The organism is Rhodovulum sp. MB263 (assembly GCF_002073975.1).
In the GTDB taxonomy this organism is placed as follows: Bacteria; Pseudomonadota; Alphaproteobacteria; order Rhodobacterales; family Rhodobacteraceae; genus Rhodovulum.
In genome coordinates this window covers 2,640,051-2,654,097 of sequence record NZ_CP020384.1, presented here as the reverse complement: position 1 = coordinate 2,654,097, position 14,047 = coordinate 2,640,051, and the positions used below count along the sequence as shown (strand labels likewise).

The 14,047-nt window shown below is 70.5% G+C and carries 7 protein-coding genes; 6 read left to right on the top strand and 1 reads right to left on the bottom strand.

The window, feature by feature from the left end; translation table 11 throughout:
• Positions 1-645 precede the first annotated feature (645 nt).
• Complete coding sequence (locus B5V46_RS12380; protein WP_080616885.1) at positions 646-2,391, bottom strand: FAD/NAD(P)-binding protein; 1,746 nt, start codon at positions 2,389-2,391, stop codon at positions 646-648.
• Positions 2,392-2,762: 371 nt separating this feature from the next.
• Here B5V46_RS12380 and B5V46_RS20735 point away from each other — a divergent pair, with 371 nt between their 5' ends.
• From B5V46_RS20735 to rbbA, 6 genes are all read left to right on the top strand, one after another.
• Positions 2,763-5,090, top strand: coding sequence for a mechanosensitive ion channel domain-containing protein (locus B5V46_RS20735; RefSeq protein WP_304442520.1), 2,328 nt, complete (start codon positions 2,763-2,765; stop codon positions 5,088-5,090).
• A 42-nt stretch (positions 5,091-5,132) separates the two neighbouring features.
• Positions 5,133-6,125 carry a putative zinc-binding metallopeptidase gene (locus B5V46_RS12370; protein ID WP_080616884.1) on the top strand — a complete coding sequence of 331 codons (993 nt, stop codon included), beginning with the start codon at positions 5,133-5,135 and terminating at the stop codon, positions 6,123-6,125.
• 142 nt (positions 6,126-6,267) lie between these two features.
• The gene (locus B5V46_RS12365) at positions 6,268-8,136 is read left to right on the top strand and encodes a c-type cytochrome (RefSeq protein WP_080616883.1); all 1,869 of its coding nucleotides are present in this window, start codon (positions 6,268-6,270) and stop codon (positions 8,134-8,136) included.
• 263 nt (positions 8,137-8,399) lie between these two features.
• On the top strand, positions 8,400-10,025 hold the full coding sequence (locus B5V46_RS12360) for an MFS transporter (RefSeq protein WP_080616882.1): 1,626 nt from the start codon (positions 8,400-8,402) through the stop codon (positions 10,023-10,025).
• 221 nt (positions 10,026-10,246) lie between these two features.
• Positions 10,247-11,314: an HlyD family secretion protein gene (locus tag B5V46_RS12355; protein WP_080618048.1), complete on the top strand. Its 1,068-nt coding sequence runs from the start codon at positions 10,247-10,249 to the stop codon at positions 11,312-11,314.
• A 3-nt stretch (positions 11,315-11,317) separates the two neighbouring features.
• Positions 11,318-14,047 carry a ribosome-associated ATPase/putative transporter RbbA gene (rbbA, locus tag B5V46_RS12350; RefSeq protein WP_080616881.1) on the top strand — a complete coding sequence of 910 codons (2,730 nt, stop codon included), beginning with the start codon at positions 11,318-11,320 and terminating at the stop codon, positions 14,045-14,047.

Genomic DNA, 14,047 nt, shown 5'->3' with positions numbered 1-14,047 from the left:
CCCGAGATCCCGGCTCAACGTCGCGAGCGAAGCTTGCGATCGCTGTATTGCGGCTCTGACAGCGTGCGTGGTCGTGGCGCTGCCATTATGAACCTGGCCCATAATGCTTCCTTCCATTCCTGAGAAAGGATCACACCATCAAACCGTGGGATCAAACACCTAGTGCGGGCTTCTCGCGCCCGCAGGAAGTGATGAAATCGGCACAGCCGAAGGCGGCCGAGAACCGCTTCGACGACATCGGGGACAAGACGGGCCGGGGTCCGCTGCGGCATCCGGCGGGGCATCCGGGGCCCGGCATCCGTCAAAAGACCCGGACCGGTGCGTGGCTTGGAACAGCGCGGCGAAGGGCGTCTTGTCCGCATTCAGTTTCCCTGCGCCTCTGACGGGGACAGCCTCGGTGCTGTTGCGCGGGGACGGGCGCGGGGGAGCGCCCCCCATGCGGCGGTCGGTCTCCGATCTCGGTGACCGGCCCATCTCGGTGAGCGGCCCGAAGGAGCTCGGGCTCGCCGAAAGCCGGGGGACACCCAGGCCTTTCCGGGACAAGCTCAACAGGGTCTCCGTCATCGAGGTGGAGACGGCGACCGATCCCATCCCTGGCCGCCGCTTGCCCCCGGCGACAACCGCCTGGCCTCCGCCAGGCCGCCGTCAGGCCGGACCGGCGGTGCGCGCAGCGCCGGGCGCGGCCCGCTCCAGAACGCCCTCGGCCCAGCGATGGGCGGAGGCGCCAAAACAGTCATGGATCGAGTCGACCGCGATCACGCTGCCGAGCGCGGCCCGGCCAAGCAGGCACAGCCCGGCCTGTACCTGCCCGCTTGCGTCGATGACCTGTGCGTCGGGCCGGGTGCTGACGCCCAGGCCCTCGCTCATGGCCGCGACCCGTCCGGCATCGCGCAGGCCGGCCAGGACGGGCTCTTCCAGCCGCTCGAGCGCGGGCGAGGGCAGCACCGCGTCAACCATGACCGGGACCCGGGCGCTGTCATCCTCCTCGAGCAGTTGCCAGCCCTCGGGCGTCAGCAGGATGTCGGGGTCGTCGACCGTTCTCAGATCGACGATCCCGGCCTCGATCAGGATCAGGAGCTCCTCGGCCGTTTCGGCGGGCGGGCCGTAGGAATAGCGCTTGAGCCCCTCGTCGAAACCGATCAGCGCCGCGACCGTCCCGGGGCTGGTGGCGCCGGGATTGACGCCCCGCCGCAGCGCGTTCTGCCAGTGCCGCCAGATCTGCCCGATGGCATAGCCCGCCGATGGCGGCAGGCTGCCCCGCGCCATGGCAAGCCCGTCGCGCAGCAGCCCGGTCGCGTTGCGGGTCTCTTGCGAGGCGGCGGAGGCGCGTTCTGCCGCAAGCCATGCCGCGACCCCGCCCGTGTCGCCGCCCGTTGCAGCCAGCACCCGGCGGGCAGCGGGTTCGAGTGCGGCCGAGATGGCCTCGAGCGCGGCCTCGGGCGCGGCGCCCAGCGCGCGGTCCAGTGCGGCTTCGAAGGCGCGGCTCTCCGGGGGCAGGGGCGCGAAACGGGCGTCGATCCCGGCGCTGGCAGGCTTGGGCCAGGGCGGCAGGCCGTTCAGCGAGAAGGGCAGAAGCCGCGCGGGCTCGCGCCCCGAGGGCCGATAGCGTCCGTCCTCGAACCGGCCGCCGAGCCCCAGCGTCAGCAGCCGCACCGCATCGAGGGTCGAGAGCCCCAGCCCCCGGATCGCGACCGAGGCGCCGGCCCAGTCTTCGGCCACCTTCAGCAGCCGGTCGGCCGGATAGGCGGGCAACAGCGTCGCCGCCGTCCGCCGGGCATGGCCCTGCCAGCGTGCAAGCTGCGGGTCGGGCGCGCTGCGGGGCTGGCCGGGCGCCAGCAGCACCTCGTCATAAGGGCCGAAGCGCCCGGCCTCGCTTTCGAGATACCAGCCGGATCCGCTCCGCTCCAGCCCGAGGATCGCGGTCTCGTGCCGGCTGAGCGCGACCTGCCCGGGCAGGGTCGCCGCCAGCGTCCGGAACCTTGCCGCCAGATAGGCGCCAAGTTCGGCCCGCGCGGGAAAGCGTTCGTTGTCGGGCGGCGATGACAGCCAGCTCTCGAAAGAGGAAACCCGCGCCGGTGCCGGGCCGGGCGGGGCGATCCGGACTGCCCGGATCGGGATGTTCAGAAGCATCAGCGGGCTTTGGCACGGGTCGAAATTGGGCCCGGCGCCGGGCCAGGGGCCGGGCTCGAAGATGTCGAGCGTGACGGCATGGCGCTCCTGCGGCAGCCGGGCCGCCAGTGCCGCGATCAGGGCCTCGAGCGCGCCAAGACCGCGCGGACCCATTCCCGCGATGGCAAGCCTGAGCGGGCGTGGCTGGAGCGGGCGTGGCTGGGCCGAACTGGGGAAAGCGATGGCGGGGCGGTTTCCGGCGCGGTCGGTTGGCTGGGGCATGGGGGCTCAATGCCTGAAGAGGGGTGTTCGGTTCCCTCATGGCCGGAAGGGCGGGTTCGGCCATCACGTTCCCGTGATCCGCGCAACATCCGAGCGCTCCGCGCGTTTGATCCCCGCAAAGCCTGCGCTTTGCATGGCCCGACAAAAGACAGGACAGGAGGCCCGGCAGGAACGCGCGGTGGCCATCCAGACGCCTGCGGGCAGACTAAGAGGACGGGCGCTGAGGACAAGTTCAGACCGGGCCAGTCCGCCAAACGATACAGAACCGATACCGATCCAGAACCGACGATCCAGAACTGACAGGGACATACGTGAACCGATTTTTCCCCCGCCTGCCTCCGCTTCGCCTGCTTCCGCTTCTTCTTGCCGCCTTGTTCCTGTCACCGCTGCCAGCCCTGGCACAGGGCGCGCCCGCCACGCCGGAGGCGCCCGGCGCAGAGGCCCGGGCGCTGATCGACATCCTGCGGGATGACAGCGCCCGCGAAGCGCTGATTGCCGAACTGGAACAGGCCGCCGGGCGCGGGTCGCCGGATCAGGAGGAAGCTGCGGCACCGCCATCCGGGGCGGCCGCGCCGGGCATCGGGCGCCAGGTCGCCGAGGCCACATCGGCCGCCGTCGAGGATATCGCGGCGCGGCTCGCGGCCGGATGGGCCGCGCTCGGCCGGGCCGGGCAGGCCTTCGACGGGCTGGATGGCGGGACCCTCGAGGCCTTCGTGGCCGCGATGCGCAACCTGCTGGCGATTGTCGTGGCGACGGTTCTGGTGCAATTCGCATTGCGCCTTGCCGTCAGGCCGCTGCACCGGAGGCTGGGGCGGAAGGCGGACGGACAGGGGCCGCTGCGCAGGCTGGTCTCGGCGGGCCTCGCGGCGCTGCTCGATCTCGGCGCGCTGCTTCTGGCCTGGGCGTCGGGCTATGCGCTTACGGCGGCCGCTATCGGCAGCGCGGGCACGGTCGGGTTGACCCAGTCGCTCTATCTCAATGCCTTCCTCGTCGTCGGGGTGGTGCGTCTGGCCTTCGCCATCCTGTTCGCGCCGGGGGCGCCGCCCTTGCGGCTCCTGCCGGTCTCGGATGCGGGCGCGAAACGGACCGTGGCGCTGGGCATGACGATCGCGGGGCTTCTGGCCTATGGCCATCTGCTGGCGGTGCCGGTGGTGGCGCGCGACGTCTCGACGCTGGCCGCGGCAAGCCTGGGCGTGCTGATCACCGTGCTGGCGCTGCTGTCGCTCGGGGCCTTCGCGATCCTCTATCGCAGGCCGGTCGCGCATTGGATGCTGACCCGGCTGGCCCCGCCGCTTCCCTCTGTCACCGAAACGGAAGAGAGCCCGGAGGTCTGGTCCGCGCCGCCGCCCGAAGCCCAGACCGATACCCAGACAATCGCCCAGACCAATGCCCAGACCAACGCCCAGACCAATGCCCAGTCCGAGCCCGGTACGGCCCCGGGCGCCGGGGCTGGCAGTGTGCCGCGCCGTCATGGGCGGCTGGCGCTCGCCCTTGCGCAGAACTGGCACTGGGCGGCGCTGGCCTATCTGGCGGTCCTCGCCGCGATCGTCCTGACCGGCCCCGCCGGCGTGGTGCTGGCGGCGCTGGCGGGCTCGGCCAGGCTTCTGGCGGCGCTGCTCCTGGCGGGGGTCGTCTCGGCCGCGCTGGCCCGGGCCGCGGCGCGTGGCGTGCAGCTTCCGGAGCGGCTCAGCGACCGGCTGCCGTTGCTCGAGCCGCGTCTGAACCGCGTGATCCCGCTGGCCATGGTGGCGCTGCGTTACCTGATCGTGCTGGCGGTGGCCCTTTTCGCGCTGGATACGCTCGGGGTTCTGGCGGTCGGGTCCTGGATGGAAAGCCAGTTCGGGCTGCGGATGACGGCGGCGCTGAGCGCGGTCCTGCTCATCCTCGCGGTGGCCTACGGGCTCTGGCTCGCGATGACCTCCTGGGTCGATTACCGGCTGGCCCCGGCGTCCGGCCGGAGCGCGACGCCGCGCGAGGCGACGCTGCTGTCGCTGTTGCGCAATGCGCTGACGATCGTGATCGCGGTGCTGGCGGCGATGTTCTGCCTGTCCGAGATCGGGCTCGATATCGGCCCGCTTCTGGCCTCGGCCGGGGTGCTGGGGCTGGCCATCGGCTTCGGCGCGCAGAAGCTCGTGCAGGATGTCATCACCGGCGTCTTCATCCAGCTCGAGAACGCCATGAATGTCGGCGATGTGGTCAGCCTCGGCGGCACCACCGGCACGGTCGAGAAGCTCACGATCCGCTCGGTAAGCCTGCGCGACGTGAGCGGAACCTATCACATCATCCCGTTCTCCTCGGTCGACATGGTCTCGAACCTGACCCGCGATTTCTCGTATTACGTCTGCGACATGGGCGTGGCCTATCGCGAGGATGTCGACGAGGTGAAGACAGCGATGGAAGATGCCTTCGCCGAGCTCGGACGCGATCCCGAGGCGCGGGCCGCGATCCGGGGCGAGCTGGAATGGTTCGGGCTGAACAGCTTCGGCGACAGTGCCGTGGTCGTCCGGGCGCGGATCCGGACCCTGCCGGGCAAGCAATGGGGCATCGGGCGGGCCTATAACGGCATTCTCAAGCGGCTCTTCGACGAGCGCAATATCGAGATCCCCTTCCCGCATCAGACCATCACCTTCGCCGAGGCCAAGGATGGCCGCACCCAGCCGGTGCGGGTCATCAACGGCGCGGCGCAGGAGGCAGAGTAGGCCCGGGGGCTCCTCCAGCGGGCATCGGCGACAGGAGAGACGATGCGGCGGTATCATTGCCCGTCCTGCGGGGCGGAGATCTGGTTTCACAACACCGCCTGTCTGAGCTGCGGGACCGGGCTGGCATTTCTGACCGGGCGGGGCTTCGGTCCGCTCGGCACCGGCGGGACATCCGCCTGCGCCAATCGTGCGGTCATCGGCTGCAACTGGGCGGCGACAGGGCCCGGCGGATTGTGCCTGTCCTGCGCGCAGAGCACGGTGATCCCGGATCTGTCGGTGCCGGGCAATGGCCGGCGCTGGGCCCGGATCGAGCGCGACAAGCGGGCGCTGATCCGCATGCTCGATGCGCTGGGGCTGCCGCTTCGCGACGCGGCCGGGGCACCCGCCCCGGTCTTCGAGCTGCGCGGCGATCCGATCGGCCCGGCGCCGGGGCCGAAGGTGATCACCGGCCATGCCCATGGCACGATCACGCTCAACATCGCCGAGGCCGACGATGCCGAGCGCGAGCGCATCCGCGCCGAGATGGGCGAGCCCTATCGCACGCTCGCGGGCCATCTTCGCCACGAGGTGGCGCATCACTACTGGGACGTCCTGGTGGCCTCCGATCCGGGCGCGCTCGACCGGCTCCGCCCGATCTTCGGCGACGAGCGGGCCGATTACGGGGCGGCGCTGGAGCGGCATTACCGCGAGGGCCCGCCGCCGGGCTGGGAGGCGACCCATGTCACCGCCTATGCCACCTCTCATCCCTGGGAGGATTTCGCCGATACCTGGGCGCATCTTTTCAACATCCTCGACAGCATGGAGACGGCGCTGGCCTATGAGCTTCTGCATGATGACGGCCTGCAGGGGCTGGAGATCGCGGCCCTGGCCGCGCTGCCGGTCGGGCGGCTGGCCGAGCGCTGGATTGCGCTTTCGGTCGCGCTGAACGCGGTCAACGAGGCGATGGGGCATGGCAGTTTCAACCCCTTCGTCCTGAGACCGGCGGTCCTGGAAAAGCTCGAGGCGGTCCGGCGGCTTCTGCCGGTCGCGAACTGAGCCCGAGACCCGAGCCGGAGAACCGAAGCCGGAAACCGAGGCGCGGAACTGAGGCGGGTTTCGGGCGTTTCCGAGGAGACCAGTCCCCGGCTCGGGTCATCCGCCATTGCGGGCGACAGGGTCGCAGCGAGGAGAGAGTTCCGTGCGCAGCCCCTTCACGACAGGCCCTGTCTCGACCGGCCCCCGCCTTCTGATCGGTTTCGGCGCGGTATTGCTGGTGCTGGGGATGGGCGCGGCGGCGACGGTGATGTATTTCGGGCTGGTCCCGGTCTCGGCCCGTCCGCCGCATACCGCCGTGACGGCGGCGGTGCTGCATGACACGTTCCGCGCCTCGGTTGCGCGCCGCGCGCGCGAGCTCGGCACCGCGCCGGGCACGGTCCCGGACCTGGAAGATCCGGGGCTGATCGCGCTCGGGGCCCGGCATTACGGGCAGGTCTGTTCGTCCTGTCATGGCGGTCCCGGCCTCGGGCAGAGCCCGGTGGCTCTGTCGATGCGGCCGCGTCCGCAAAGCCTGCCCGCCGTCGTCGACAGCTTCTCGGCCCCGGAACTCTATGTGATCCTGCGCGACGGGGTCCGGTTCACGGCGATGCCGAGCTGGCCCTCGGACGGCAATTTCAACGAGATCTGGGCGGTCGTCGCCTTCCTGCGGCAGTTGCCGGAGATGACGCCCGAGGCGTATCGCGCGGCGACGGTGACGGATGTCGCGGGAACGGATGCGCCGGCCATGGCCTGGACCCGTCGGGGGCCGCAGAGGCCGCTGAAGCTGCATGACGCGGCGGATTCGGCAGATGCGGCGGGACCGATCGAGGAATATCTCTATTCCGTGCCCTCCACCGGCTGGCGCCCGATCGGGCTTCAAGACGTGCCGGTGGCCTATTGCGCGGCCTGTCACGGCACCGACGGCACCGGTGCGCCGACCGGGGGGCAGGCGCCCAACCTCTCTCTGCTCGATGCCGACACCATTGCCGCGCGGTTGCGGGCCTATGCCGACGGCACGCGGGAAAGCGGGATGATGGCGACGGTGGCCAGCAGCCTTTCCGGGCCGCAGATCGAGGCGGTGGCCGCCTATTACGCCGATCTGCCCGACCGCACAGCCGGCGCGCCGGCGGATCGGGGCGATCCCGAGCTGGGCGCGGTTCTGGTGCGGCAGGGCGATTTCGCCCGGGCTCTGCCGGCCTGCGGCGCCTGCCATGGCGCCGATGCGGGGGCGTCGGGGCTCGATGTGCCGCGCCTGGCCGGGCAGGGTGCGGGGTTCCTGAAACGCCGTCTCGACGGTTTCGCCGCCGGAGACGGCCCCGACCCGGAGGGATGGAACCCGATGCCCGCCATCGCCCGGGCGCTGAGCCAGCAGGAACGCGCGGCCGTTGCGGCCTATCTGGACGGCCTTCCGGTCGACGATCCGCTGATCCCGGCCCGGCCGCCGGCCCCGCCTGCCGAGGGTCCGGACAAGGAGATCGTGGACCTGCTGCTAAATTGCTCGGCCTGCCACGATCCGGGGCCCGCGCTTGGCGCCGACCGCGATCTCTCGCCCAACCTGACGCTGCAATCCGCGGCCTATCTCGACCATCAGATGGCGCTGTTCGATGCCGGGCGGCGGCCGGTCGGAACGATGCAGCAGGCGGCCCACGAGATGACCTCGGATCAGATCGGGCGGCTGTCGGCGGTGCTTGGCGCCGCGCCGGTGGCGCAATCGGGGCTGGATCCCGAGCGCGCGCAGCGCCCCGATTTCGAACTGGCCGAGGCCGGGACGCTGGCCGAGGAGGGCGATCCGGCGCGGGGGCTGCCATCCTGTCTCTCCTGTCACGGCGCCCGGCCCACCGCCGCGGTCGGGCTGATCCCGCGCCTCGACGGCCAGCGCGCGCGCTATATCGAGGGACGTCTGGACTATTTCGCCGAGACGGCCGCGCCCGAGGTTCTGGCTCCGATGACCGAGATCGCCGCGCGGCTGACCGGGGATGAGCGCGCGGCCCTGGCCGACTGGTTCGCGGCCCGCCCGCCCTTGACCAAATGAGACCGGTCCAGCCCCGATCGCCCAGCCCTGATCACTTGCCCTTGATGGACCGCCCTTGATGGACCGCCCTTGATGGACCGCGCCTGACCCCCGGCGCGGGCCGGAATGAGGCGGGCGGGGGCCGAAACGGCCGGGAGATGCCTTGAGGGGGGCTGAAAAACGCCGTCTGCCCTTGCCGGGATAGCAGCTGCGCCCTACCCATCAGGAACCCCCCGGTTCCGAACGCCCCGCCCGTGAAAGCCCCGCCCGTGACAGCCCCATCCGTGCCCGACCGCCCCTCCGCTCTCGCCCCGTTCCGCAAGGCCACCTACCGCAACCTCTGGCTTGCCTCGAACATCTCGAATTTCGGCGGGCTGGTGCAGACCGTGGGCGCGGGCTGGATGATGACCGAGCTGACCCATTCGCCGGTCATGGTGGCGCTGGTCCAGGCCTCGAACACGCTGCCGATCATGCTGTTTTCGCTGATCGCGGGGGCGCTGGCCGACAGTTTCGACCGGCGCCGCATCATGCTGACGGCACAGATCTTCATGCTGGCGGTCTCGGCGGTGCTGGCGGCGGCGGCCTTCCAGGGTGCGCTGACGCCCTGGCTGCTGCTGGCCTTCACCTTCCTGATCGGCCTCGGCAGGGCGCTTTACAACCCGTCCTGGCAGGCTTCGGTCGGCGATATCGTGCCGCGCTCGGACCTGCCGGCCGCGGTCGCGCTGAACAGCATGGGCTTCAACCTGATGCGCAGCGTCGGTCCGGCGGTGGGCGGGCTGATCGTGGCGGCGGGAGGGGCGGCGGCGGCCTTCGCGGTCAATGCGCTGAGCTACCTGCCGCTCTGGCTGTCGCTGTTCCTGTGGCGCCCGGCGCTGCCCGAGCGCCGCTTGCCGCGCGAGGCGCTGGGCCCGGCGATCTCGGCCGGGCTGCGCTATGTCTCGATGTCGCCGGTGCTGCTGCGGGTGCTGTTCCGCGGCTTCCTGTTCGGGCTTGCCGCGGTCGCCTTGCTGGCATTGCTGCCCATCGTCGCGCATGAGCTGCTGGGGGAGGGGGCCTTCGGCTACGGCGTCCTTCTGGGCTGTTTCGGGACCGGCGCCATCGGCGGCGCGATTGCCAGCGCGCGCCTGCGCGAGCGCTTCGCGAACGAGGCCATCGTGCGCGGCGGCTTCCTGGGCTTTGCGGCGGCGCTGACCGGGCTGGCCTTCTCGCAGGAACTCTGGATCTCGGGGCTGCTGCTTCTGCCCGCGGGGGCGTCCTGGGTGCTGTCCCTGTCGCTGTTCAATGTCTCGGTGCAGCTCTCGACCCCGCGCTGGGTGGTGGGCCGGGCGCTGGCGCTTTACCAGACCTGCACCTTCGGCGGCATGGCGGCGGGCAGCTTTCTCTGGGGGCAGGTCGCGGCGGGGGCGGGACTGGCCGAGGCGCTCTGGGCGGCCGCTGCGGTGCTGGTCTTCGGGGCGGTGGTCGGGCTGAGGCTGCCGCTGCCAAATTTCGGCAATGACGATCTGGCGCCGCTGAACCGCTTCGTCGAGCCCCGGCTCGGTGTCGATCTCCGGGCGCGGTCGGGGCCGATCGCGGTCACGGTCGAATATGACATCGCGCCGGGCGACGTCGACGCCTTCCTTGCCGCGATGACCGAACGGCGCCGGATCCGGATCCGCGACGGCGCGCGGCAATGGGTGCTCCTGCGCGATCTCGAGCGTCCGACGGTCTGGGCCGAGAGCTACCATGTCGCGACCTGGGCCGAATATCTGCGCCATCAGGAACGCCGCACCATGGCGGATGCCGAGGTCAGCGACAGGCTGCTGGCCCTGCATCGCGGGGCGGGCAGGCCAAGGGTGCGCCGCATGATCGAGCGCCAGACGGTGCCGCGCCGCGACGAACTGCCGCTGAAGCCGGTCGATATCTCCTGAGATCCGCATCGCGGCCGGGCTGTGCTGGGCTGTGGCGGGCGGTGCTGGCGCGCCCGGGGCCGGCCGATCCCCTAAGGTGACGTGGCGCCGAGCTTGCCCCTGTCTGTCCCGCATGCGACACAACCCCGATGAGCGAGAGACGGCCGCTGCCGCTCGTGCTCCCCGTGTGCTGGTCAATGCCGACGGGGCAGACGGGCCGAGGCCGCGCGAAGGTGATCCCGATGAGCGACAGACAGATCTTTCCCGACCTTTCCGACAGCCTTTCCCCGCGCGGGCCGCGCCGCGCCCTGTTCGAGTCCGCGCTTCTTGCGCTGAGCCTGGCCGTCGTCGCGGCCCCGGTCCCGGCCCATGCCGATGGCGGGTTCGCGGGGCTGTGGCACAGGCTTGTGGGCCCGGCCGAGCCCCGCGGCATTGCCAGTTCGAACGGGCGGCTGGAGGCCCAGAGCGTCGATGTCGCCACCAAATATGCCGGCCGCGTCGCGGCGGTCGAGGTCGCGGAGGGCGCGACGGTCGAGGCGGGGGCGGTGATCGCCCGGATCGACGATCGCGATACCCGGGCGCAGCTTCTGGGCGCGCGGGCGGCGGTTCTGCGCGCCAAGGCCGCCCGCGAGCTGGCCGAGGCCAGCGTGATGCAGGCGCAAAGCGCGCTGGACGTGGCGCGGACCAATCGTGCGCGGGTCGAGCGGCTGCATGCCGATGGCCATGCCAGCGACAGCGCCTATGACGATGCCAGAAATGCCTTCACCTCGGCCGAGGCCTCGCTGGCGATGGCCCGGGCCCAGGTCAGCGATGCCGAGGCGCTGATGGCCTCGAGTTCGGCCGAGGTCGATCGGCTGGAAATCGCGCTTGACGATCTGACGATCCGGGCGCCGATCCGCGGACGGGTGCTGTACCGGCTGCACGAGCCCGGCGAGGTGTTGGCGGCGGGCACGCCGGTCGTCACCCTGCTCGACCTGACCGATGTCTACATGAACATCTATCTGCCCGCGACGACGGTGGGGCTGATCTCGGCCAATGACGAGGCCCGGCTGATCCTCGATCCGATCCCGCAATATGTGGTGCCGGCGCGGGTGACCTTCATCTCGCCCGAAAGCCAGTTCACCCCGAAGAGCGTCGAGACCATGGCCGAGCGCGAGGATCTGGTCTTCCGCGTCAAGCTGACGATCCCGCGCAACCTGCTCGAGCGCTTCGAGGATCAGGTCAAGACCGGCGTCCGTGGCCGTGGCTTCGTGCGCACCGCGCCCGCGACGCCCTGGCCGGCCGATCTTCAGGTCCAGCTTCCGGACTAGGTCATGGCACCGGTTCCGGAGCATTCTCCCGAGGCGGGTGGCATCGCCGCCGAGATCGTCGGGCTGACCCACCGCTATGGCGGCAAGGCGGCGCTTTCGGACATCGGTCTTGCCGTGCCGGCCGGCTGCATGACCGGGCTGATCGGCCCTGACGGTGTCGGCAAGTCGACGCTGCTGGGGCTGGTCGCGGGCGTCCGGCGGCTGCAGGAGGGCCAGCTGCGCGTGCTTGGCCGCGACATGTCGGACCCGGCCGCCCGGCGCGCGCTTGCGCCCCGCATCGCCTATATGCCGCAAGGGCTGGGGCGAAACCTCTATCCGACGCTTTCGGTACGCGAGAACCTTGAATTCTTCGGGCGGCTCTTCGGGCAGGGCGCGGCCGAACGCGGGCGACGGATCGGGATGCTGCTGGAGGCGACCGGGCTTGCGCCCTTTCCGGACCGGCCCGCGGGCAAGCTGTCGGGGGGGATGAAGCAGAAACTCGGCCTGTGTTCGGCGCTGATCCACGACCCCGACCTGCTGCTTCTCGACGAGCCGACGACCGGGGTCGACCCGCTTTCGCGGCGCCAGTTCTGGGAGCTGATCGATCATATCCGGGCCGAGATGCCGGGCATGAGCGTGCTGGTCGCCACCGCCTATATGGAAGAGGCGGACCGTTTCGACTGGCTTGCGGCGATGAATGCGGGCCGGGTGCTGGCCTCGGGAAGCCCGGCCGAGCTGAAGGCGCGGGCGGGGGCTGCCACGCTGGAAGAGGCCTTCGTGCAACTGCTGCCGGACCGGTCCGGGGCGCCGCCGCTGGTGGCGCGCCCGCTTGGGCAGGGCAGCGGACGTGTCGCCATCGCGGCCCGCCACCTGACCCGGCGCTTCGGCGATTTCACGGCCGTCGACGATGTCAGTTTCACCATTCCCGAGGGCGAGATCTTCGGCTTTCTCGGCTCGAATGGCTGCGGCAAGTCGACCACGATGAAGATGCTGACCGGGCTGCTCGATCCGAGCGAGGGCGAGGCCGAGCTGTTCGGCCGGAAACTGCGCGCCTCCGATATCGAAAGCCGGATGCGGATCGGCTACATGTCGCAGGGGTTCTCGCTGTATTCCGAGCTGACGGTGCGCCAGAACCTCGAGCTGCATGCCGATCTCTACCATCTGCCGAAAGAACGGCGCGGTCCCCGTGTCGACGAGGTTCTGGCCGAGTTCGAGCTCGGCGCGCTGGCCGACCGCCTGCCCTGGGATCTGCCGCTGGGCCAGCGCCAGCGCCTGCAGCTGGCGGTGGCCACGCTGCATGCGCCGCAGGTGCTGATCCTCGACGAGCCGACCTCGGGCGTCGATCCGGTGGCGCGCGACGCCTTCTGGCGCACGCTTCTGTCCTTGTCGCGCGACAAGGGCGTCACGATCTTCATCTCGACCCATTTCATGAACGAGGCCGAGCGCTGCGACCGGATCTCGCTGATGCATGCGGGCCGGGTGCTCGATGTCGGCACCCCCGCCGAGATCGTCGCCCGGCGCGGCGCAGCCTCGCTGGAAGAGGCCTTCATTTCCTGCCTCGAGGCCGAACTGGCGCCCGGTCAGGCCGCCCCGGCCGCCACGGCGGTCCCGGTTGCGGCGTCGCAGGCGCAAACCGTGCCGCGCTTTGGCGGCATGACCCGGCTCTGGGCCTATTGCTGGCGCGAGACGCTCGAGCTGATGCGCGACCCGATCCGGGTCTTCTTCGCCCTGGCGGGTCCCGCGATCCTGCTGCTGACGATGGGCTACGGCATTTCCTTCGATGTCGACCGGCTGAGCTTTGCCGTCCGCGATCAGGATCACAGCCCGGAAAGCCGCGAGCTGGTCGAGCAGTTCACCTCGATCCGGCAATTCGCCGAAACCGCGCCGCTGGGCGGTACGTCCGATCTGGGCGACCGGATGGTGCGTGGCGACCTGACGGTCGCGCTGGAAATCCCAGACGGCTATGGCCGCGATCTCAGGCGCGGCGATGTGCCCGAGGTCTCGCTCTGGATCGACGGGGCGATGCCGTTCCGGGCCGAGACCGCGCGCAGCTATGCGCTGGGGCTGATGTCGGATTATGCCACCCGCCGCGCGGAGGGCCAGGCAGCCAAGGTCGGCATCGAGAGCCGCTTCCTGTTCAACCAGTCCTTCAAGAGCGCGCATGCCATGGTGCCCTCGATGATGATGGTGATCCTGATGCTGATCCCGGCGATCATGTCGGCGATCAGCGTGGTGCGCGAGAAGGAGACCGGCACCATCGCCAATTTCCGCTCCACCCCGGTCACCCGGTTCGAATTCCTGCTGGGCAAGCAGCTTCCCTATCTGGCGATCGCCTGGGCGAGCTTCTGGATGCTCTATGCGATCGGACGCACGGTTTTCGGCGTGCCCTTCACCGGCAGCCTGGCGGCGCTGGCCGGGCTGTCCTTCCTCTATGTCTTCGCGACAACGGGGTTCGGCCAGCTGGTCTCGTCCTTCACCCGCAGCCAGGTCGCGGCGGTCTTCGCGACGGCGGTGCTGTCGATCATCCCGGCGGTGAACTTCTCGGGGCTGATCCTGCCGGTCGCCTCGCTCGATATGCCCGGGCGGCTTGTCGGGCAGGGCTTTCCCAGCGCCTGGTATCAGGCGGTGACCAGCGGCACCTTCCTCAAGGGCTTCGGCTGGGCCGATGTGGCGCCGAATGCCGCCGTGCTGGCGGGGTTCTGCCTGATCTATCTGACCCTCGCGATCCTCGGGCTGCGGAAACAGGAGGCCTGA

Coding starts and splice junctions, on each gene's coding strand:
- B5V46_RS12380 (WP_080616885.1), bottom strand. CDS start 2,391: ATGCCCCAGCCAACCGACCGCGCCGGAAACCGCCCCGCCATCGCTTTC.
- B5V46_RS12370 (WP_080616884.1), top strand. CDS start 5,133: ATGCGGCGGTATCATTGCCCGTCCTGCGGGGCGGAGATCTGGTTTCAC.
- B5V46_RS12355 (WP_080618048.1), top strand. CDS start 10,247: ATGAGCGACAGACAGATCTTTCCCGACCTTTCCGACAGCCTTTCCCCG.
- rbbA (WP_080616881.1), top strand. CDS start 11,318: ATGGCACCGGTTCCGGAGCATTCTCCCGAGGCGGGTGGCATCGCCGCC.